At 50.7% G+C, this 21,518-nt stretch carries 21 protein-coding genes; all 21 read right to left on the reverse strand.

Annotated elements, in window-relative coordinates; genetic code table 11:
- Positions 1-51: 51 nt before the first annotated feature.
- Positions 52-282: a YlzJ-like family protein gene (locus Q5741_RS05030; protein WP_305022970.1), complete on the reverse strand. Its 231-nt coding sequence runs from the start codon at positions 280-282 to the stop codon at positions 52-54.
- Positions 279-1,106 carry a ClpP family protease gene (locus Q5741_RS05035; RefSeq protein ID WP_305022971.1) on the reverse strand — a complete coding sequence of 276 codons (828 nt, stop codon included), beginning with the start codon at positions 1,104-1,106 and terminating at the stop codon, positions 279-281. Before Q5741_RS05035 ends, Q5741_RS05030 begins: the two co-directional genes overlap by 4 nt.
- A gap of 187 nt (positions 1,107-1,293) precedes the next feature.
- A complete protein-coding gene (locus Q5741_RS05040) occupies positions 1,294-2,970 on the reverse strand; it encodes a ribonuclease J (protein ID WP_305022972.1) in 1,677 nt (558 codons plus the stop codon).
- 329 nt (positions 2,971-3,299) lie between these two features.
- Positions 3,300-4,181, reverse strand: coding sequence for a 4-hydroxy-tetrahydrodipicolinate synthase (gene dapA, locus Q5741_RS05045; RefSeq protein WP_305022973.1), 882 nt, complete (start codon positions 4,179-4,181; stop codon positions 3,300-3,302).
- 57 nt (positions 4,182-4,238) lie between these two features.
- Complete coding sequence (dapG, locus tag Q5741_RS05050) at positions 4,239-5,456, reverse strand: aspartate kinase (RefSeq protein ID WP_305022974.1); 1,218 nt, start codon at positions 5,454-5,456, stop codon at positions 4,239-4,241.
- A 124-nt stretch (positions 5,457-5,580) separates the two neighbouring features.
- Positions 5,581-6,171, reverse strand: a complete 591-nt coding sequence (locus Q5741_RS05055) for a dipicolinate synthase subunit B (RefSeq protein ID WP_305022975.1) — start codon at positions 6,169-6,171, stop codon at positions 5,581-5,583.
- Positions 6,168-7,067, reverse strand: a complete 900-nt coding sequence (gene dpsA / locus Q5741_RS05060; protein WP_305022976.1) for a dipicolinate synthase subunit DpsA — start codon at positions 7,065-7,067, stop codon at positions 6,168-6,170. The genes Q5741_RS05055 and dpsA overlap by 4 nt, the downstream gene beginning before the upstream one ends.
- Before the next feature lie 158 nt (positions 7,068-7,225).
- Positions 7,226-7,678 carry a dUTP diphosphatase gene (gene dut, locus Q5741_RS05065; protein ID WP_305022977.1) on the reverse strand — a complete coding sequence of 151 codons (453 nt, stop codon included), beginning with the start codon at positions 7,676-7,678 and terminating at the stop codon, positions 7,226-7,228.
- Positions 7,650-8,915, reverse strand: a complete 1,266-nt coding sequence (locus Q5741_RS05070) for a M16 family metallopeptidase (RefSeq protein WP_305022978.1) — start codon at positions 8,913-8,915, stop codon at positions 7,650-7,652. The genes dut and Q5741_RS05070 overlap by 29 nt, the downstream gene beginning before the upstream one ends.
- A 123-nt stretch (positions 8,916-9,038) precedes the next feature.
- Positions 9,039-10,052: a polysaccharide deacetylase family protein gene (locus tag Q5741_RS05075; RefSeq protein WP_407074316.1), complete on the reverse strand. Its 1,014-nt coding sequence runs from the start codon at positions 10,050-10,052 to the stop codon at positions 9,039-9,041.
- Positions 10,053-10,206: 154 nt separating this feature from the next.
- Entirely contained in the window at positions 10,207-12,309 is a 2,103-nt protein-coding gene (gene pnp / locus Q5741_RS05080; protein ID WP_305022980.1) for a polyribonucleotide nucleotidyltransferase, read from the reverse strand.
- A 212-nt stretch (positions 12,310-12,521) separates the two neighbouring features.
- On the reverse strand, positions 12,522-12,791 hold the full coding sequence (rpsO, locus tag Q5741_RS05085; protein WP_305022981.1) for a 30S ribosomal protein S15: 270 nt from the start codon (positions 12,789-12,791) through the stop codon (positions 12,522-12,524).
- Positions 12,792-12,924: 133 nt separating this feature from the next.
- A complete protein-coding gene (locus Q5741_RS05090; protein WP_305022982.1) occupies positions 12,925-13,875 on the reverse strand; it encodes a bifunctional riboflavin kinase/FAD synthetase in 951 nt (316 codons plus the stop codon).
- Positions 13,876-13,927: 52 nt separating this feature from the next.
- Positions 13,928-14,845, reverse strand: a complete 918-nt coding sequence (gene truB, locus Q5741_RS05095; protein ID WP_305022983.1) for a tRNA pseudouridine(55) synthase TruB — start codon at positions 14,843-14,845, stop codon at positions 13,928-13,930.
- Complete coding sequence (locus tag Q5741_RS05100; RefSeq protein ID WP_305023335.1) at positions 14,842-15,819, reverse strand: DHH family phosphoesterase; 978 nt, start codon at positions 15,817-15,819, stop codon at positions 14,842-14,844. Before Q5741_RS05100 ends, truB begins: the two co-directional genes overlap by 4 nt.
- Positions 15,820-15,841: 22 nt before the next feature.
- Positions 15,842-16,195, reverse strand: coding sequence for a 30S ribosome-binding factor RbfA (gene rbfA / locus Q5741_RS05105; protein WP_305022984.1), 354 nt, complete (start codon positions 16,193-16,195; stop codon positions 15,842-15,844).
- 18 nt (positions 16,196-16,213) lie between these two features.
- On the reverse strand, positions 16,214-18,880 hold the full coding sequence (infB, locus tag Q5741_RS05110; protein WP_305022985.1) for a translation initiation factor IF-2: 2,667 nt from the start codon (positions 18,878-18,880) through the stop codon (positions 16,214-16,216).
- Positions 18,873-19,202, reverse strand: a complete 330-nt coding sequence (locus Q5741_RS05115) for a YlxQ family RNA-binding protein (RefSeq protein WP_305022986.1) — start codon at positions 19,200-19,202, stop codon at positions 18,873-18,875. Before Q5741_RS05115 ends, infB begins: the two co-directional genes overlap by 8 nt.
- Positions 19,189-19,497, reverse strand: a complete 309-nt coding sequence (gene rnpM, locus Q5741_RS05120) for an RNase P modulator RnpM (protein ID WP_305022987.1) — start codon at positions 19,495-19,497, stop codon at positions 19,189-19,191. The genes Q5741_RS05115 and rnpM overlap by 14 nt, the downstream gene beginning before the upstream one ends.
- A 24-nt stretch (positions 19,498-19,521) precedes the next feature.
- A complete protein-coding gene (gene nusA / locus Q5741_RS05125) occupies positions 19,522-20,619 on the reverse strand; it encodes a transcription termination factor NusA (protein ID WP_305022988.1) in 1,098 nt (365 codons plus the stop codon).
- 183 nt (positions 20,620-20,802) lie between these two features.
- Positions 20,803-21,264 (reverse strand): ribosome maturation factor RimP, encoded by a 462-nt coding sequence (rimP, locus tag Q5741_RS05130; protein ID WP_305022989.1) that lies wholly within the window; start codon positions 21,262-21,264, stop codon positions 20,803-20,805.
- Between the last annotated feature and the right edge of the window lie 254 nt (positions 21,265-21,518).

Genomic DNA, 21,518 nt, shown 5'->3' on the forward strand with positions numbered 1-21,518 from the left:
TGTTCTTTTTCAACAGCGTTCATCTGAAATCGCCAGCATTTGCACGACATTTCACTTTACATTAAATCCCAATTCAATCCACTGCCCTGGTGCCCATGCCGGATTCAGATAAGCTTCCAGCGGGCAATCCAGCAGACGGACAATTTCCAGCTTACGATGATCAGATTCAACCGGTCGAACCTCCATAAGCATACCCGCATACCGAATTTCCTGGGCAGGCCTCGGCTCCTTCCACATTCCCTGCCAAATGTACTCGTCCGGCATCGTGGTATATAGCGTCATTGTTGTAATCCCCCAGGCTGATCGGGGTGAGCCGTTGGAATCGACGGTGACATCATCCCTCCCGGAATTGCCCCGGCCGAATCAGCAGTTCGTATCTGCTGTCTGCGTTCTGTAATCATGGCATTCAAGCGTGTAATGGCTTCGCCTATGCCGCCGACCGCATCCATTAAGCCGTAACGAACCGCATCGTGACCTCCGACCGCGGTACCGATATCACGGTTCAATTCGCCCGTTTTAAACATCAGTTCCTTGAACAGAGACTCACTCATCCGGGAATGGGAGGTTACGAAGCGAGTGACTCGCTCCTGCATTTTCTCCATATATTCAAACGTTTGCGGCACACCAATGACAAGCCCGCTCATCCGGATCGGATGAATCGTCATTGTCGCGCTTTCCGCGATCAGGGAATAGTCGGATGACACAGCAATCGGCACACCGATACTGTGTCCGCCTCCGATGACGACGGTGACGCTTGGCTTCGTTAACGATGCCACCATTTCAGCAATAGCCAATCCCGCTTCCACATCGCCCCCCACCGTATTCAGGATTAACAGCAGTCCTTCAATTCGCGGGTTCTGCTCTGCCGCCACCAGCTGGGGGATAATATGCTCATATTTAGTTGTTTTGTTCTGAGGCGGAAGAATGATATGGCCTTCAATCTGGCCTATGATGCTCATGCAAAAAATATTCGACTCTGCTGCGGGTAAGGCGGTCTGTCCGAGCTGTTGAATATTTTCCATAACCGGTGATTTTTTCTCTTCAGGCTGCTGTGTTGGTGCCGCTGTTTCATTACGGATCGAAGCTGAATTTTTAAAGTCAGACATAGTACACCTATCCCTCTCCGAAGAAGTCTATTGGGCCAATCGTTGGATTGGCATCTTTTTCTTAGTATGGGACTTCATGTCGGAATTATACCCGCGGACAGAAAAAGCCTCTTGTTCTGCAGGGAACCGTCCAATATTACCTGCGAACAAGAGGCGACTGTGTGCCTGTCTATTCAGTTTACTTGTATTACACTTCCATGATGATAGGCAAAATCATAGGTCTGCGGCGAGTCTGTTCATACAGGAAACGTCCCAGAGCGTCTTTTACGTTAGTCTTCAGAGAAGCCCACTCGTTCACATTCTCGCTCATCAGCTTCTGCAGCGTACTGGATACGATGCGATTCGCCTCGTCCAGCAGCCCTTCCGACTCGCGGACATAAACAAAACCGCGGGAAATAATATCTGGCCCCGACATAATGCTTCCATCCTGCTTGCTGAGAGTCACTACAACAACCAGAATACCGTCCTGGGACAGAAGTTTGCGGTCACGCAGGACAATATTGCCTACATCACCGACACCCAAGCCGTCGATGAGCACGTTACCGGCAGTGACTTTTCCGGCTTTACGTGCTGAACCACCCTGAATTTCAACAATTTCACCAATATCCGTAATGAAAATGTTATCAGAATCCACACCTACGGATTCAGCCAGCAGTGCGTGACGACGCTGCATACGGAACTCACCGTGGATAGGAAGGAAGAATTTCGGTTTCATCAAGTTAAGCATCAGCTTCAGTTCTTCCTGACTGCCGTGACCGGATACGTGAATACCCGGGTTGGCAGCGCTGTAGTACACATTCGCTCCCAAACGGAACAATTCATCGATGGTGCGTCCTACATACTTCTCGTTACCAGGAACAGGTGTTGCGGCAATAATGACAGTATCACCTGGCAGAATATCCACTTTACGGTGTGTAGAACGTGCCATGCGGGTCAGTGCAGACATCGGCTCGCCCTGGCTGCCTGTGCAGAGAATGACAACACGGTCTGCGGCCATTTTGCCGACTTCTTCCGGTTCAATGATCATACCGTCCGGGATATCAAGATACCCGAGATCCGAAGCGATGCCGACCACATTAACCATACTGCGGCCAATAACCGCCACTTTACGGCCCGTGCTCTCCGCTGCATTAATGACCTGCTGAATCCGGTGTACGTTGGAAGCAAAAGTTGCTACGACCACACGCTGCTTGGATTTATAGAAAATGTCTTCCAGTACAACGCCTACGTTCTTCTCGGAAGGTGTGAAGCCTGGCTTCTCAGCATTGGTACTATCCGATAAAAGCGCTAACACGCCTCTTGTGCCAATCTCAGCCATGCGCTGAAGATCCGCGTATTGACCGTTAACCGGTGTATGATCGAACTTGAAGTCACCCGTGTGAACTACGGCACCTTCAGGGGTGTCGATAACAACACCAACGGAATCTGGAATACTATGATTTGTTCTGAAGAAGGACACACCCAGAGAGCCCAGCTTAATCTCCGAATCAGCATCGATCAGAATGCGTTTAGTCTCTCCCAGCAAGTTCGCTTCCTTCAGCTTGTTCTCTACCAGGCCGAGTGTAAGCTTCGTTCCATATACAGGAACATTAAGATGTTTCAGTACATATGGCAGACCACCGATGTGATCTTCGTGTCCGTGTGTCAGGACAATGCCTTTTACTTTATCACGGTTCTCAGTCAGGTAAGAAATGTCAGGAATGACAATGTCGATACCGAGCATGTCTTCTTCCGGGAATTTAAGACCAGCGTCCACGACGACGATGTCGTTTCCGTATTGGACCACATACATATTCTTACCAATTTCACCGACGCCGCCCAAAGCAAAAATCAGCAGTTTATCGTTGTTATTTTTCTTAGACAAAAGAATCTAAACCTCCTATGGTAGTTGGACGTCGTACCTTATTTTATTTTCATGTATCGATTACTTTACTAAAAAATACCGCACCCAGTCACTTGACCCCATTATACATGATTAATTTGCGAAATTACAAGTCAAGTGCTCCATATGTTGTAGGTTCCCCCAAAAACAAGCCTTTCATCAGGTTTACTGGCTGCAGCGCCCTTGTGCTTTCCCTCACACCAAGTTGTTAAGCATTCACCCCTCTTTGATCTATTCCCAGCCTACTCCGGAGAAACAGAAAGACCGGTACTCCTGTGGAGGTACCGGTCTGACAAACCTATAAATATCCATTATGCCTGGTCTATTAATTTCCGAATAAATTGCTCTTCTTCCCCGCTTGGCGGCACAAGCGGCAGTCTGACGCTGCCGACATTCAAACCGCGCAATGTCAAAGCATATTTAACCGCAACGGGATTCGGAAGCGGGTCGGGACACTCAAACAGCCCCTTGAAGATCGGATGGAGCTTCTGATGAATCTTCACGGCGTCAAGGCTGTCCCCGCCAAAGAAGGCCTGAATCATCTTCTTCATGTCCTTGCCTACAATATGACTGGCAACACTGATCACGCCATAGGCGCCGACAGACATCGCCGGAAGTGCTGAGGCATCATCACCTGAGTAAACGCGGAAGCCTTCAGGCGCTTCTGCAGCAATACGCGTTACTTGATCGGTTGCTGCGCATTCCTTAGTTGCGGCAATGTTGCTGATTTGGGCAAGACGCAGCGTGGTTGCAGCGCTCAAGCTGGCTCCGGTCCGGCCGGGCACATTGTAAAGGATGCAGGGCAGTGAGGTGGCATTAGCGATGCTCTCAAAATGCCGGTACATGCCTTCCTGATTGGGCTTGTTATAATAAGGAACGACCAGCAGCACGCCATCGGCGCCTGCCAGTTCCGCTTCCTTCGTCAAGTGAACCGAATGCTTGGTATTGTTGCTGCCGGTACCTGCAATAATTTTGCATCGTCCTGCTGCATGCTTAACACTGAATTTGAACAATTCCATTTTCTCTTCGTCGCTTAGTGTTGGTGATTCTCCAGTGGTGCCGGATACAACGATCGAATCCGTCTGCTGTTCCTCTATCAGATAATCGATCAACTTGGACGTTTGTTCCCAGTCAATCTCACCTTGGTCGTTAAAGGGGGTTACCATCGCTGTGATCAGTCTTCCGAAATCCAACCTAATTCCTCCGTTCATGCAAAACCCTCTGCCTTCCTATTCAACTAGAATGTCTAATTAACGATGCAGTTCAAATTTAGCATGCAGCGCGCGCAGTGCCTGTACCATGTCTTCCTTTCGTACCAATACCCAGATTGTCGTGTTCGAGTCGGCAGACTGCAGAATCTGTACTCCCGCATTGGTGAGGGATTCCACAATCTGCGCCATAATTCCCGGCACACCGTTAATTCCGCCGCCAATTACAGATACCTTCGCACATCCGGACAACGCTTTGGGAACAAGCCCCTGCTGCTCCAGGACGGTTACCGCCTTGTCAGCATCACTGTCGAACACCGTATACACCGCTCCGGACGGGGTTACATTAATAAAATCTACGCTGATTCCGTGCTCAGCCATCGTTTTGAATACCTTCAGCTGAAGGTTATCCGTGCCGCTCTCGGATTCCACCGTGATTTGGGTAACTCCGCCTACATGAGCAATACCGGTTACAAAACGATCGAGAATACCTGTCTGGACATCCCTAAAGCCTTCAGGATGCGTAACGAGCGTGCCTTCCCCTTCACTAAAGGTTGAGCGTACGCGAACAGGAACCCGAGCCTGCATGGCAATCTCAACCGCACGAGGATGAATGACCTTCGCCCCATGATAAGCCATATTGCAAATTTCAGCGTAGCTGACAACCCGCAGCGGCTTTGCATCTTCCACAATACGCGGATCGGCCGTTAGTATACCGTCTACATCCGTATAGATATCAACGACATCGGCTTTGAGAGCTGCGCCGAGCGCTGTTGCCGATGTGTCGCTGCCCCCTCTGCCAAGGGTTGTAAAATCACCCGACTCACTCTGTCCCTGAAAACCGGTGACAATCACCACCTGATGGGACTTCAATTCTTCCAATACACGATCCGGTCGAACGTCTACAATACGTGCATTACCGAATTGATCATCTGTAATGAATCCGGCTTGAGCCCCTGTCAGCACGGTCGATGAAATGCCTTCACTACCGAGCAGGCTGCACAGCGTAGATGCCGATATGATTTCACCACAGCACAGCAGTAAATCCCTTTCGCGTGCAGGGAGGCTGTTCCCGTTGTCCGCCGCCCATTGCAGCAGCGTATCCGTGGCATAAGGCTCCCCTTTCCTTCCCATCGCTGAAACAACCACCACCAATTGCTGCTGGTGATCCAATTCGCGCTGAATATGACGAATGACATGTTCCCTTGCCTCTGGTGTCGAAAGGGATGTGCCGCCGAATTTCTGTACTAAAATACCCATTGTTTTTCCTCCAACATTCTCTCTTCAGCCCAACTCTTCCGGTAACTCTCTCCTTCTGAGAACCAATACTATTCTGAAAGCACCCGCGCCAATCAGGCAGTCGGATGCTTCGCAGGTTTGATCATTATGAAAATCGAGAGACCAGCATCGGCTGAATTTGCCTGCCCTCAAGCGCTGCATAAGCCGTCTCGGGGATCAACTCCATCTGAGCCACCAGCGAGTTGGGCTTCTTTTGCGGATTATCCTGTCCGTAAGGAACAAAATAAATATGTTTGGCTACCAGCAGCTTAGCTATATTAGCCGCGTTTAATCCTAGCCCGTCATTTGTTGAAATAGCGAGAACAAGCGGACGCTGGTTGCGCATATGAGCCTTCGCCGCCATCAGCACAGGACTGTCAGTCATGGCGTTGGCCAGCTTGCTTGTTGTATTGCCTGTGCAAGGCGCAATCACAAGCACATCCATCACGTTGGACGGACCCAGCGGTTCAGCCTCGACAATTGTTGAAATAATATCATTCCCTGTTATATCTTTCAACTGTTTTTGCCAGTCTTGAGCCGCGCCGAAGCGGGTATTGGTTGTTAATACCGAATTGGAAATAATCGGTATGACCTTAGCCCCTTCATCTACAAAACGTTTAATTACAGGCATAACCTCTTCAAATGTGCAGTGGGAGCCCGTAATCGCATAGCCTACCGTTTTACCCTGCCAATTCATTCCCCATCCCTCCGAATCTTCTCATCTTCCAGCAGCAGCTGTACCAGCGTATTCGCAATGATGACACCAGCCGTCTTGGGAGCCACGATTCCGGGAAGTCCGGGAGCCAGTATGGCCTTGATGCCGCGCTTGTCGGCATAGCGGAAATCGCACCCTCCTGGAGCGGAGGCAAGGTCGATAATGACTGCCCTTTGGGGCATCTTGGATAGGATTTGTGCTGTGATTATCATAGTCGGAATTGTGTTAAAAAGCAAGTCAACCTCACTCGCCTGAACAGCCAAATCCCTTGTCATAAAAGGGTTCCAGCCCATCTCGAGCGCTCTCGCTGCATCCGCTTCCCGCCTTACGCCAACCCTGACATCAGCTCCCAGTCCCTGCAGGGTCCTCGCCATGGTAAATCCCGTCCGTCCCATACCGAGCACAATGCATTTGGATCCATGGATTGTAAAGTCCGTGTTCTGGATCGCCATCATGACCGCGCCTTCTGCCGTCGGAATCGAGTTATAAATGGCTACATCATCACGCTCCAGCAGCTCGACAAGCTTAACCTTGTATTTACCGGCAAGTTCCCGCAGAAATCCCCGTGCCATTCCCGTATAAACGACGCTTCCTTCCGGAAGTGCTGCGATATGCTCATCCAGCAGCTGCAGCGGAAATTCAGAAAAAACAGCATTAATGTTACCTTGATCGTCACACCCGACGACCGGCAGCACCAATGCATCTGTCTCCCGCATGAGCTGGACCGTCAGTTCCTCCCGCACGGCACCAGGCAGATGATTCTGAAGCCGGTCGAAACCGGTGATCGTTACTGCGGCATCCATTTCCAGACATTTGCGTATGACTTCAATCTGCCTCGCATCTCCGCCCAGAACCGTGATGCGGATCCCTGTTAGCATCAGGATGTCACCCCTTCCCGAGTCACTGTATGCCACATCTTATGCAGGCGGGCGCCGGGGGTGATTGACAGCCACAAAAAAACCATCTCTCGTGGAGAGATGGTTCTCGGGTATCTATTTTCCTAAGGAATCTTATATTGGGTTTGATTTTGGTTCTGCTATTTGCCGGTATGGCCGAAGCCGCCTGCGCCGCGGACGCTGTCGCTGAGAACCTCAACCGGTACAAACTCTATGGCAGGCACGGTCTGGAACACCATTTGGGCAATGCGCTCGCCTCTGGAGATCACGAAAGTCTCCTGCCCCAGATTGATCAACAGCACCTTCACTTCGCCCCGGTAATCGGCATCAATCGTCCCCGGGCTGTTCAGACAGGTGATTCCGTGCTTGTATGCCAGACCGCTGCGCGGACGGATCTGGGCTTCCAGTCCGGCCGGCATAGCCATCGCAAAACCCGTCGGAATGAGCCTACGCTGACCTGGCTCGAGCGCAAGATCTTCTGTTACAGCTGCATGCAGATCAAAGCCTGCAGCAAGCTCAGACATCTGACGGGGCAGCTCGATGTCCTCATTGCCTTCCAGACGCTTAATTTCCACGGAGTACGACAAGCTCATCCCTCCTTACATCCGAGATGGCTTTGTCCGAGGAGCCCACCATGGACAAGGCAAAAGGAGCCGCAAACATCTGATTAAGCACAGCATCCACATCAGCCATGGTCACTTTTTCAATGTTCTCGATCATTTGATCCAGTGTATAGTGTCGGCCCAGCATAAGTTCATTTTTGCCCAGACGGTTCATACGGCTGCCCGTGCTTTCGAGACTAAGGATAAGACTGCCCTTCAGCTGCTCTTTGCCCTTGCGGATCTCGCTCTCTGTCAGACCGTTCACTGCCACATCATGCAGCAGCTCTTTCGTCAAATCGAGCACATCCCGGGTCTGCTTGGGCGCAGTTCCTGCATAGATGGTGAACAGACCGCTGTCCGCATGAGAGCTGTGGTAGGAATAAACGGAGTATGCTAAGCCGCGCTTCTCGCGAATTTCCTGGAACAGTCTGGAGCTCATACCGCCCCCGATTGCGTTATTCAGCAGAACCATGGCGTACTGCTTGTCATGTCCGATGGCAAGGCCAGGGAACGACATACATATATGATTCTGCTCGGTTTTTTTCTTATGGAACAGTAAATCACCATGAAAATCAGGAACTTCCAGCATTCCCGTGCTGCCATGGACGTCAAAATGACCAAAGTATTTTTCCAGCAGTTCAATTAATTCATCGTTGATGTTGCCTGCAACACTGATGACCGTATTCTCGATCGTATAATGGTGGTTCATATATTCTCTAAGATGCGTGGCATTCATCGGCGCGAGCCGCTCTTCTGTCCCGAGAATAGAATATGCCAGCGGATGGTCTCCATAGGCGGCACGTGAAACCAGGTCGTGAACCAGATCATCCGGAGTATCCTCGTACATGGAGATCTCTTCGAGAATTACGTTTTTCTCCTTTGCCAGCTCGGTCTCATCAAGCTGAGAATGGAAAAACATGTCAGACAGCACATCTACAGCTATCGGCAGATGCTCATCCAGCACCTTGGCATAGTAACAGGTGTATTCCTTTGATGTAAATGCATTAACATTACCGCCGATCGCATCGAATTGCTCTGCGATGGCTTTAGCGTCATAACGTTCGGTTCCTTTAAACATCATGTGCTCGATAAAATGAGAGATTCCGTTGACGACCGGCTCTTCGTTACGTGAGCCTGTCTTGACCCAAATACCGAAGGATACGGAACGGCAGGTCGGAATTTTCTCCATGACCACTCTCAGGCCATTTTTTAACTGAATTTTTTCCACGAATTGGCCCTCCTAGAACTATTGCAGTATCAGCACTCTGCATCAATCAAACAGGTCGAAAGAGGCAAGAGGCCAGCTTATGATCATTTACCCTGAAATTTCATCCTATCAGAAAATGCCTGCTCACTCAACCGCAGATGCTTCCACTCTCGCTGAAGACAAAGTCTCGCTCACAGTCCCCAGCTTGAGACCCTTTTTCTTGATGGCATCAATCATGCCTCGAAGTGCTGCTGAAGAAGAATCTGTCGGGTGCATCAGGATGAGTGAACCTGGCTCAACTCCCTTAGCAATCTTTGCAACAACAGATGACGGATCAGGATGCTTCCAGTCCACCGTATCCAGGGTCCACAGCACTGTTCGGAGTCCTAACTCGGCGGCAATATCAACCGTAGCCTGATTAAAGTCACCGGAAGGCGGCGCGAACCATTTGTTATCCACGCCCAGAGTATCTTTTAACAGCTGCTGGGTCTTCTGGATCTCCTGAACAGCTCGGGAGCGGCTGACACGGCTCATGTTCGGGTGACTGTACGCATGGTTCTCCATCTCATGGCCGCGGCTCTGGATCTGTTTTGCTATCTCCGGATATTTGCGGAGCCAGCTTCCATCCAGGAAGAACGTCGCTTTTACCTGCTCCCGGTCAAGCACATTCAGCATAGGTTCGATGTACTCATTGCCCCAGGCCACATTAATCATCAAAGAGACCATCGGCTTCTTCGGGTTTCCCCGGTAAGTCGGCTCTGCCCCCAGATCCTTCAGGCTGGTCTTTGGCTCAATCTCCCGGTAAATGTACGATATCGGCTCGCCCGCCTTGACTGCCTTCTCTACAGCCTGACGGTAGGTCGCCTCTACATCGACTTCCCTGCCATTATAGCCAGGGATGGCCTTCCAAACCCTGTCCACGACCGCATCTACCGGTTCAATCCGCCGCTTGGCTGCTTCATTCTGAATGGAAGCCAAAAGCGCTTCATTCTTGGATTGTTCCTGTACACCGCTCTCCGCTTGCAGCAGTACGGTCGGCACAACATCTCCCTGCGCGGTGCGTACCGAATTTGCGTACTCTCGTACTCCGCCGAAGTAGCCGATCACCAGTGCAGCTGACACCCCGGCGACAATCGTTCCCCACTTTCTTCCCCTCATGCAGGCTTTCATCCTTCCACATCCGTTTGTCCACATTTTATGAAGGAAGGATACAGCCTATGATCGATGTCTGGCAAAGTTCGTCCAAAAATAAAAAAAGAGCCAGAATGTAATTTCTGCCTCTTTGCTCTCTTGCTCTATGCTGTTGTGTGGATTAGGAATTGGATGGAGCTTCTGCAGTCAAAACCGCTTTGCGTGACAGGTTAACGCGGCCCTGCTGATCGATTTCCGTAACTTTAACCGTAATGGTATCTCCGATCGCAACCACATCTTCCACTTTTCCTACACGTTCTGTAGACAGTTGGGAAATGTGCACAAGACCATCTTTGCCCGGCAAAATCTCAACAAACGCACCAAATTTCTCAATCCGTTTAACTGTACCTACGTAAATTTCGCCAATGACAACTTCCTTGACAATGCCTTCGATAATGGAACGGGCTTTCTCGTTCATCTCCTGGTTGGAGGAAGCGATAAAGACACGGCCGTCCTGCTCGATATCAATTTTCACGCCGGTTTCTTCAATAATTTTATTGATGATTTTACCGCCGGCACCAATGACATCGCGGATTTTGTCCGGATTGATATGCATGGTGAGAATTTTAGGAGCATATTGGGACAATTGCTCTCTCGGCTTCTGAATAACTTCATTCATTTTGCCAAGGATAAACATCCGTCCTTCTCTTGCCTGACGCAGTGCTTCATTCAGGATCTGGCGGTCGATTCCGTCGATCTTGATATCCATCTGGATTGCTGTTACGCCTTCAGCAGTACCTGCAACCTTGAAGTCCATGTCGCCGAGATGGTCTTCCATCCCTTGAATATCAGTCAGAATGGATACATGATCGGCATCCTTAATGAGACCCATTGCGATACCGGCAACCGGAGCTTTGATAGGTACACCTGCATCCATCATGGCCAGCGTGCTTGCGCAAATACTTGCCTGGGATGTAGAGCCGTTCGATTCAATAACTTCGGATACAAGACGGATCGTGTAAGGGAAATCCGTTTCTGAAGGAATCACCTTGGACAATGCACGTTCGCCCAATGCGCCATGGCCGATTTCACGGCGTCCCGGCGGACGGAGCGGTCTAGCTTCACCTACACTGAACGGAGGGAAGTTATAGTGGTGCATAAAACGTTTGGTTTCTTCCGGATCAATGCCGTCCAGAATCTGGACGTCACCCAGCGCACCCAGTGTACATACGCTAAGCGCCTGCGTTTGACCGCGTGTGAACAGACCTGAGCCGTGTGTGCGAGGCAGCAGACTGGTATCGCAGTCGATAGGACGGATCTCGTCCAATTTACGTCCGTCAGGGCGCACTTTGTCATGAGTGATTAGACGGCGTACTTCTTCCTTGACGATATCGTAAAGAACTTCCTTGACGTCCTTCATCCATTCCGGTGTTTCGACATACAGATCAGCGAAATGAGCGATCGTGTCTTCATTAACTGCATCGATCGCTTCCTGGCGAGCATGTTTTTCCGCGATTTTAACAGCTTCAACCAGACGGCTGGCTGCATAAGCACGGACTTCACTGTTCACCTGATCATCAACAGCATGCAGTTTAACCTGCATTTTCTCTTTACCGGCAATCTCTACCAGCTGTTCAATCACTTCAACAATATTTTTAATCTCGTCATGACCAAACATGATCGCTTCGAGCATCACTTCTTCAGGAACTTCATTCGCTTCCGCTTCCACCATCATGATGGCATCCTTTGTACCGGCAACCACGACATAGATGTCACTGGCTTCCTGCTGGGCAATATTCGGATTGATCACGAACTCACCATTCACGCGGCCAACAGCTACGCCGCCAATCGGTCCGTTAAAAGGTACATCGGAAATGCTCAGAGCAGCCGAAGTCCCGATCATCGCAGCAATCTCAGGCTCACAGTCCTGATCTACGCTCATCACCAGGTTGAGTACTTGTACATCATTACGGAATCCTTCCGGGAACAGCGGACGAATCGGACGGTCTGTCAGACGGCTTGCGAGAATGGCCTTCTCACTTGGTCTACCTTCACGCTTAATGAAACCTCCCGGAATTTTACCTACTGCATACAGACGTTCTTCATAGTTCACGGTAAGCGGGAAAAAATCCAAATCCTTCGGCTCGCTGGAAGCTGTTACGGTACACAAAATGACGGTTTCGCCGTAACGAACGGTGACTGCAGCGTTCGCCTGCTTCGCCAAACGGCCTGTCTCCAGAATCAGAGGTCTGCCGCCCAGCTGCATTTCTACACGGTGTTCCATGAAATCCCTCCTTCAATTCAATTTGTTATGTTTCTCCATCTAACCAGTATTTCCTGCTTGACAATGATTCATAAAACTTTGCAAAAGAAAAGCTCCTTCCGGAGCTGAACCCTTTATACCCTTGTCTGAAAAAAGAACCCGGCTGCAGACCGACGTCCCTGACGGGACAGCGGGTGAACAACCAGGTTGCTTTTGGTACGAATCTGCGAAGATTAACGACGCAGTCCGAGTTTTTCGATCAAAGCACTGTAACGTTTAACGTCAGTCTTCTTCAGGTAAGCCAAAAGCTTACGACGTTGACCAACCATTTTCAGCAATCCGCGACGGGAATGATGATCTTTCTTGTGCATACGGAAATGACTTTGCAGGTTAACAATGTTTTCCGTAAGGATAGCAATTTGCACTTCAGCAGAACCTGTATCAGATTCGTGCGAACGGTGCTCAGCGATCAGTTGTTGCTTGCGCTCTTGAGTCAATGCCATCCTGTTCACCTCCTTCATTATAATCGCCATTAGCCTCGTAGCCGCCGGTGAGAGCGGACAACCAAGCTAAGGTTCACGTTGTGGAATCACAACGTTAGTTAGTATAGCACACTGGGCAGGACAAAGTAAACCTCTATCCCCTGCCGGATGTCAGCAGAGTTTTGGCTTCCTTCGCATCTTCACGAATCTGTACAATCAGCTCGTCTACCGAACCGAATTTACGCTCGGAACGAATGAACCGGATCAGCTCTACAGTAAGCATCTCCCCATAAATCTGCTCGGAAAAATCAAACAAATGAACCTCAAAGGAAGGCTTCATTTCCCCATCGTGGAAGGTCGGCTTCACGCCGGCATTCATAACCCCCAGCAGCTTCCGGTCTCCTGCCTGAACTTTCACAGCATAGACGCCCTTGGCGGGAACGACAAAACGATCCTCGAGAGTTATATTGGCCGTTGGAAAACCGATCGTACGCCCCCGCTTCTCGCCGTCCACTACAGTTCCCCGCAGTGTATACGGACGACCGAACCAGCGGTTGGCCTGTTCAAGCTCGCCTCTCAGCAGAGAGGCTCGAATTCGGGAGCTGCTGACCTTCTCGCCATCCATCTCTAGTGGCGGAACGGTTATAACATGCATTCTCCCGCTGCCCAGCTCCCGAAGTCTGGCTTCATCCCCCTCGCCCAGGTGTCCGAAGCGGAAGTCAAAGCCGACTACGGCCGTTCTGACCTGAAGCTGAAGGAGAAACATCTCAACAAATTCGGCCGGGGTCATATGCGAGAAAGCATCACTGAATTCAACGAGATACAGCACATCCACGCCCATATCTGCCAGAATCCTCTCCTTCATGGCAAGCGGCGTCAAATAACCTTCATACTCTCCTCTCCCCATCACTTCCTTGGGATGAGGGTGAAAAGTCATGACAGAGGACTGCAAGCCCTGTTCCTGCGCAAGCTCAATGGCGGTTCGGATGACACTCGCATGCCCCAAATGAATTCCATCGAACTGGCCGATCGCCATGACCTGCGGTTTGGCAGCCGCTTCCAGCATATCCTGACTGAGCGGACTGCGCAGTGATATCGTTATCATCCTTGATCACCTGCAATTCTTCACTATAGATTGTGCTTAGATTCGCCTCGGATTACTCCGGTAGAAAAACCTTGACCGGAACGACAGCACCACTGTCTTCCTCCCTGGAATACAGTCCAAGAAAAATACCATCTTCACGGTACAGACGGATCAATCCGCTGTCCTCTACTCTAGGCTCCACGACGGCTCCGGACAGCCGCTGCCCCTGCAGCGCCGCGGCCGCCTTACTGCTGTGCACCGTATGGGCCGGCAGATGGGAAACCGCCTGATCGGCAGAAATCAGATAGGAGTTCAGGGTACCTTCATCCACGCATCTTTGAATTTCTTCGAATGTCAGGCACCTTCCCAGTGGAATACCGGCAGACATCGTACGCTCCAGCTTGAGCATCACGGACGGATACCCGAGCGAGCGGCCGATATCGACGCACAAGGTGCGGATATATGTACCTTTGGAGCATAGCACACGAAAAGAAATTTCGGGATACGCCCCGCTGTCGTCAAAACCCGTCATTTCCAGCTCGTAGATCGTCACTTCACGGCTCTTCCGCTCCACGGTCTTGCCTTCACGGGCAAGCTCGTACAATCGTTTGCCGTCGATCTTAAGGGCCGAGTACATGGGAGGAACCTGTGAAATCGTACCTACAAACGTCGCCATTACATCCAGCACCTGCTGTTTGGACACCGATGCCTTGTCTACCTGCTCGGTAATGGTTCCCGTGGCATCCTCCGTATCCGTCGCATAACCCAATCGAACAGTTGCGTGATATTCTTTGGGCAGTTCCTGCATGTATTCCACGACACGGGTAGCCCGGCCAAGACAAAGCGGCAGCACACCCGTCACCTGGGGATCCAGGGTTCCGGTGTGTCCAATCCGCTTCATTCCCAGAATACGGCGCGCTTTGGCCACAACATCATGGGAGGTAAAGCCGGCAGGCTTCATGACTGGCAGTACACCTTCATAGTTGCTCATAACTCGGCTCTCACCTGCTCTACCATTCTCGGAATGATCTCATCCAGTCTGCCGTCCAGCCTGCAGCCAGCGGCACGCACATGCCCGCCGCCGCCAAAAGCATGGGCCAAAGCAGCTACATCTACCTTACCTGCAGAGCGCATGCTGACTTTGACGGCATTGTCATTAATCTGCTTGAACAGGATCCCAACCTCTACCCCATGAATGTTCCGCGGATAATTTACAATGCCCTCAAGATCTTCATTGGCTGCTCCAGTTGCAATCATGTCTTCCGGGGTGACATAAACCCAGGCGACTTTACCGTCTTCACTCAATGCGAGCGTATCCAGAGCACGCTTCAACACTTTGACTTGTGAAAGCGTCATTCCTTCGAGCAGTGTTTCTGCCAAATGAGGTCCATCCACACCATAACCCAGCAGACGAGAAGCAGCTGCCATCACTTTCGGCGACGTGCTCGAATAACGGAAGCCCCCCGTATCGGTAAGCAGTCCGGTATAGATGGCTGTAGCGACAGCCTGATCCACCGGAACATCCATCATCTCCAGCAGATCAAACAGAATTTCAGCCGTAGCGGCAGCATCAGGTTTAATCACATTCACTGACCCGTACCCGTTGTTCGTCGGATGATGATCGATATTTAGGATAGCAGCATTCTCGGCAAAATAGTTTTCCGTGAGACCTACACGCTGAAAATCTGCGCAATCCACACAGATAACCGCATTAAACTTGCGGTCCAGCGGCTGCTCACTCATATTGACAATTTGGTCTGCATGCCACAAAAAATGCATCCGCTGCGGGATCGGCCCCTCATTCAGCATGGTGAATTTTTTGCCCAGACATGAGAGAAGCCAGCCCACCGTTAAGGTGGAGCTGACTGCATCTCCGTCCGGCTGTACATGCGATACGATCAGGTAATCATCATGCTCCAAAAGAAAATCTTTCCCTTGTTGAAGCGCCTGTTCATAAGTCTGCATGGCCGTCTCCTTTACATTCAGTTCACTTGCTCTCGTCCGTTCCGATATCACTAAGCAGCTTCTCAATCCGGCTGCCGTAAGCGATGGATTCGTCAATCTTAAAGATAAGCTCCGGCACATGACGCAGACGGATCCGCTTGCCGAGCTCCGATCTCAAAAAGCCGTTCGCCTTCGCCAGAGCTTTCAGGGAATTGTCCTTCTGTTCTTCATCACCCAGCACACTCAGATAAATCTTGGCTTGGGACAAGTCATTGGTGACATCAACGCCCGTGACGGTAATAAACCCGACACGAGGGTCTTTGAGTTCAGTTTGGATGAGCAGGCTGAGCTCTTTCTTAATCTGCTCGCCTACACGTCCTGTGCGTATTTTAGCCATGGATGTTCACCTCTCTACTTAGCGTTCTACCGTTTCCATGACGAACGCTTCGATCACGTCGCCTTCCTTCACGTCGTTAAAGCCATCCAAAGTAATACCGCACTCGTAACCTTGCGCTACTTCCTTCGCATCATCTTTATAACGTTTCAGGGAGTCGATCTTGCCTTCGAAGATGACAATGCCGTCACGGATCAGGCGCGCTTCAGCCGAACGTGCAATTTTGCCCTGCGTAACCATACAGCCGGAGATTGTACCCACTTTGCTGACTTTGAAGATGTTACGCACTTCGGCATGGCCGATAATATTTTCTTTGAAGACCGGATCCAGCATGCCCTTCATGGCCTGCTCAATCTCTTCAATTACATTATAGATTACCCGGTGCAGACGGATATCAACCTGCTCGGAATCGGCTGTTGCTTTCGCCTGGTTGTCAGGACGAACGTTAAAGCCGATGACAATCGCATTGGATGCAGCTGCCAGAATAATATCGGATTCGGTGATAGCACCGGCACCACTGTGAATGATTTTGACGCGGACGCCTTCGATGTCGATTTTGGCCAGTGAACCTTTAAGGGCTTCAACAGAGCCTTGGACGTCACCTTTAATGATGACATTCAGATCTTTGATCTCGCCATCCTTGATGTGCTTGAACAGATCATCCAGTGTGACACGGGTGTTGCTGCCCAGCTCGCTCTGACGATGAGTAATCGCACGGCGGTCGGCAATGGCACGGGCTTTGCGCTCGTCCTCGAATACCATGAATGGATCGCCAGCCTGCGGCACTTCAGTCAGACCGGTAATCTCAACCGGTGTGGATGGGCCGGCTTCCTTAAGACGACGTCCCTTGTCGCTGACCATCGCCCGTACACGTCCGAAGCAGTTACCTGCTACAAATGCATCGCCGACTTTGAGCGTACCATTCTGAACCAGAATCCGTGCTACAGAACCGCGGCCTTTGTCCAGCTCGGCTTCGATCACCGTACCACGAGCACGCTTGTCAGGGTTAGCTTTGTACTCATTCACTTCTGCAACGAGCAGAATCATTTCAAGCAGATCTTCCAGACCCATTCTCTGCTTCGCAGAAACGTTGACGAAAATCGTGTCGCCGCCCCACTCTTCCGGTACCAGCTCATACTCGGTGAGTTCCTGTTTTACTTTATCCGGGTTGGCATCCGGTTTATCGATTTTGTTCACGGCTACGATAATTGGCAGTCCTGCTGCCTTAGCATGGTTGATGGCTTCTACCGTCTGCGGCATAACACCATCATCAGCTGCGACCACAATAATCGTCATATCCGTTACCTGCGCACCACGGGCACGCATCGCTGTAAAAGCTTCGTGACCCGGTGTATCCAGGAAAGTAATTTTCTTGTTATTGATTTCAACCTGATAAGCACCGATATGCTGAGTGATACCGCCTGCTTCACCGCCGGTTACGTTCGTCGAACGGATGGCGTCAAGCAGTGTTGTTTTACCATGGTCAACGTGACCCATAATAGTAACAACTGGCGGGCGAGTCGTCAGATCTGCAGGATCATCGTTCTCTTCCACTGTTTCGAAGTTATCTTCCTCTACAGGGATTTTCACTTCAACCTCAACACCGAACTCCCCTGCAAGCAGCAGAATCGTGTCCATGTCAAGTTCCTGGTTAATCGTAGCCATAACGCCCATCATGATGAGCTTCTTAATGACCTCGGAAGCATCCTTGTGAAGCAGCTTCGCCATGTCACCTACTGTCATCTCACCACGAACGATAATTTTCTTCGGCGTATTGTCAATCTTCTCCCGAGGCGGCTGCTGGGAGTTGTTGCGGCCGTTACGGTTATTACCGCGTCCGCCGCGATTGTTGCCGCCGCGTCCGCCGCCATAACGGTTGTCGTTGTCACGTCTCGGTCCGCCGCCGCGGTTGTTGTTACCACCGCCTTGACCACCTTGGCCGCCACGTCCGCCGCGGTTGTTGTTACTGCCTGTACTGCTGCTTCCGCCGGAACGGTTATCGCTTCTTACCGGGCTGCCGCCCTGATTGCTGCTGCGCTGTCCGCCTTGCGGGCGGGAAGCTGTGCTTTGACCGCCGCCCTGTGGACGGGATGCTGCACCTTGGCCGCTGCCTTGCGGACGTGAAGAAGTGTTCGAACCGCTGCCCTGCTGAGGGCTGCGGGTACGATTACCCTGAGCTCCGCCCTGACCGGACTGGGAGTTATTGTTTCTGCGCTGATCCTGTCCGCCCTGCGAACGAGTGTTGCCAGCGCTGCCATTACTGCTGCCGCCATTGTTATTGTTGTGATTTGGTCTATTATTCATACCTACCTGCTTTTCCTGTTGTTTTTTTGATTGTTCCGATCCAATTGTGCTCTCGTGATTTCCTTTTTCACTGGAATCACGGCCGCCCTCCCGCGGGTCGGCCCCCTCTTTGGTGCTCTCCTTCTGCACGGACGAGATACTCGCCGTCTGTGGTGCAGAAGCCGGAGCGGAACTGTCGCCGCCGCGTTTGGCAGCGGCATTGGACTTAATATCTTTAAAGAACTTCTCCACCTTAGCTACGGAGTCATTCTCCATTACACTCATATGATTGTTAACCGGTACATCCAGCCTTTTGAGAATCGTGATGATTTCCTTGCTACTCATGTTCAGTGATTTGGCGTATTCATAAACTCGCAGTTTGTCTTTGCTTTCTTGTTTACTCAATATACTCCACCTCCGACATTATCCCCACATGCTTCAAGATCAATTTCGCGAATCCCTGATCTGTAACGGCCAGCACCACCCTTTCCGGTTTGCCGACACTAGCGCCAAGCTCTTCACGGTTGAATCCTATAACGAGAGGGATTTTGTACGATCCGCATTTATCGCGGAATTTCTTCTGAGTATTCGCCGAAGCATCTTTTGCAATGATAACAAGCTGTGCTTCGGAGGACCGGACGGCTTTGAGAACAATCTCATCGCCGGATACCACTTTTCCTGCCCGCATGGCCAGACCGAGGCCGGACAATGCTTTATTGTTCGTCATCCGTACTCATTGCGGACTGGAATTCATCTTCCACGGATACAAAATCCCGTGCCAGCTGTTCATAGATCTCAGGTGCTATTGGATGCTTGAGCGCCCGGTCAAGCGCCTTTGTCTTTTGAGCCAGTTTAAAGCAGTTTACACTGCCGCACAAGTAAGCCCCGCGTCCGGACTTTTTGCCGGTTAAGTCGATCTGGACTTCACCCTCAGGTGTTCTTACAACCCGGATCAGCTGTTTTTTCGGCATCATTTCCTGACACGCCACACATTTGCGCAGCGGTACTTTTCTCTGTTTCATGACTTCAACCCCCAGTCATTCCTCTTAATCTACGGAGACGGAGTCCTGATGCATTTCGCCAGTAGAGGTTTTAGGTCTGCCAAACTCTTCCTCAGCCTGTGTCTCGCTCTTGATATCAATCTTCCAGCCAGTCAGCTTCGCTGCCAGACGAGCGTTCTGGCCCTTGATACCGATCGCAAGGGACAGCTGATAATCAGGCACGATAACACGAGCCATTTTCTCAGCCTCATGCACCTGGACTTCAAGAACTTTGGAAGGGCTGAGTGCATTTGCCACATATTCCTCGATGCTCTCGGAGAAGCGAACGATGTCAATCTTCTCGCCGCGCAGCTCGTTGACAATCGTCTGGACGCGAGTTCCCTTCGGCCCTACGCAGGACCCGACCGGATCTACTTCCGTATTGCGGGAGAAGACTGCAATTTTGGAACGGAAACCAGCTTCTCGGGCTACAGATCGAATTTCAACCACACCATCAAAAATCTCCGGAACTTCAAGCTCGAAAAGACGCTTCAACAAGCCGGGATGTGTACGGGACAGCATAATCTGTGGCCCTTTAGTTGTGTTCTCCACCTTGGTAATGTAAGCCTTAATGCGGTCCCCGTGACCGAACTTCTCATTCGGCATCAGTTCGCCGAGCGGCAGCACCGCCTCGATTTTGCCCAAATCAATGTAGATATTGCGAAGATCCTGACGCTGCACAGTACCTGTCACGATGTCTTCTTCTTTGTCTACAAATGCATTGTAAATCAGGCCGCGTTCCGCTTCACGGATACGCTGGGTTACCACCTGCTTCGCCGTCTGTGCTGCGATACGTCCGAAATCACGTGGTGTTACTTCAATCTCCGCAATATCCTCGAGCTGGAAGTGAGGGTTAATCTCACGTGCAGCCGGCAGGGAAATCTCAGTGCGCGGATCGAGGACTTCTTCCACAATCAATTTGCGGGCATAGACTTTAATTGCGCCTGTATTGCGGTTCATATCGACCCGTACGTTCTGCGCGGTGTTAAAATTTCGTTTGTAGCTGGAAATAAGTGCTGCTTCAATGGCTTCAAACAGAATATCCTTGCTGATACCCTTCTCTCTTTCCAGCTCATTCATCGCTTCAATAAAATCCATACTCATTGCTAATGCTCCCCCTTTCAAATCATGGCGTCTCATAGAGAAACGGCTAACGTTCCTTTTGTTAGAGAACAAAGGGCGCCGGCCGTTTCTTTCAGACGAATAGGTCAGTTAATGTCGGTAAATAGCATGCAAGACTTCTGACTCCTCTAGACGGCTCAGACAATGCTCCGGCGAATCATTTTCCTAGAAAATAATCGCAAGCCGCGCGCTTGCCACTTTGTCATACGGAACTTCAACCTTTTTTTTGCCTGCGGCAATGACCAGCGTGTCATTGTCAAAGGATTGCAATTCACCTTCGAATTCCTTCAGGCCCTGAATCGGTTCGTATGTAGTGACAAACACATTTTTGCCTACCGCCTTGGCAACGTCTTCAGCCTTCTTCAGCGGACGTTCGGCGCCAGGGGAAGATACCTCAAGGAAATAGGCGTCGGATACCGGATCGTTCTCATCCAGTCTCTGACTGAGGTATTCGCTGATCATACTGCAATCGTCAAGATCAATACCGCCTTCTTTGTCCACGAAGACACGCAGGAAGTAGTTGCTGCCTTCCTTGACATATTCGACATCGACCAACTCGAAGCCATGCTCATTCAGATAGGGCTGGACCATTTCTTCCACGATTGATTTGATCTTTGGTGTACTCAAAGATTATAACCTCCAACAATATCGTTTCCTGCAATTCCTGTTTGGCTGCGGGCTGTAGCCCTTCGGACTGCCGCTGCCAGCCAGCTTCTTGAACGCATTGAGCATTCAAAATGTATATACCAAAGAGTAAAGAGTGGGTTTCCCCACTCTTTAAACAACGGTTTTATCCCCATGATTACCATAAAAATTATAACATAATCCATTTCCAGTGACAAGTATGACCACTTGACTGCCGATGTCCTTCACAGACCCGA

The organism is Paenibacillus lacisoli (genome assembly GCF_030580655.1).
Lineage (GTDB): Bacteria > Bacillota > Bacilli > Paenibacillales > Paenibacillaceae > Paenibacillus > Paenibacillus lacisoli.

What these genes read in the sequence shown, in the direction of transcription:
- Q5741_RS05030 (WP_305022970.1), bottom strand. Translation starts at nt 282, where the DNA reads ATGACGCTATATACCACGATGCCGGACGAGTACATTTGGCAGGGAATG.
- Q5741_RS05035 (WP_305022971.1), bottom strand. Translation starts at nt 1,106, where the DNA reads ATGTCTGACTTTAAAAATTCAGCTTCGATCCGTAATGAAACAGCGGCA.
- dapG (WP_305022974.1), bottom strand. Translation starts at nt 5,456, where the DNA reads ATGGGTATTTTAGTACAGAAATTCGGCGGCACATCCCTTTCGACACCA.
- Q5741_RS05055 (WP_305022975.1), bottom strand. Translation starts at nt 6,171, where the DNA reads ATGAATTGGCAGGGTAAAACGGTAGGCTATGCGATTACGGGCTCCCAC.
- dpsA (WP_305022976.1), bottom strand. Translation starts at nt 7,067, where the DNA reads ATGCTAACAGGGATCCGCATCACGGTTCTGGGCGGAGATGCGAGGCAG.
- dut (WP_305022977.1), bottom strand. Translation starts at nt 7,678, where the DNA reads ATGAGCTTGTCGTACTCCGTGGAAATTAAGCGTCTGGAAGGCAATGAG.
- Q5741_RS05075 (WP_407074316.1), bottom strand. Translation starts at nt 10,052, where the DNA reads ATGAGGGGAAGAAAGTGGGGAACGATTGTCGCCGGGGTGTCAGCTGCA.
- pnp (WP_305022980.1), bottom strand. Translation starts at nt 12,309, where the DNA reads ATGGAACACCGTGTAGAAATGCAGCTGGGCGGCAGACCTCTGATTCTG.
- rpsO (WP_305022981.1), bottom strand. Translation starts at nt 12,791, where the DNA reads ATGGCATTGACTCAAGAGCGCAAGCAACAACTGATCGCTGAGCACCGT.
- Q5741_RS05090 (WP_305022982.1), bottom strand. Translation starts at nt 13,875, where the DNA reads ATGATAACGATATCACTGCGCAGTCCGCTCAGTCAGGATATGCTGGAA.
- truB (WP_305022983.1), bottom strand. Translation starts at nt 14,845, where the DNA reads ATGAGCAACTATGAAGGTGTACTGCCAGTCATGAAGCCTGCCGGCTTT.
- Q5741_RS05100 (WP_305023335.1), bottom strand. Translation starts at nt 15,819, where the DNA reads ATGCAGACTTATGAACAGGCGCTTCAACAAGGGAAAGATTTTCTTTTG.
- rbfA (WP_305022984.1), bottom strand. Translation starts at nt 16,195, where the DNA reads ATGGCTAAAATACGCACAGGACGTGTAGGCGAGCAGATTAAGAAAGAG.
- Q5741_RS05115 (WP_305022986.1), bottom strand. Translation starts at nt 19,202, where the DNA reads ATGACGAACAATAAAGCATTGTCCGGCCTCGGTCTGGCCATGCGGGCA.
- rnpM (WP_305022987.1), bottom strand. Translation starts at nt 19,497, where the DNA reads ATGAAACAGAGAAAAGTACCGCTGCGCAAATGTGTGGCGTGTCAGGAA.
- nusA (WP_305022988.1), bottom strand. Translation starts at nt 20,619, where the DNA reads ATGAGTATGGATTTTATTGAAGCGATGAATGAGCTGGAAAGAGAGAAG.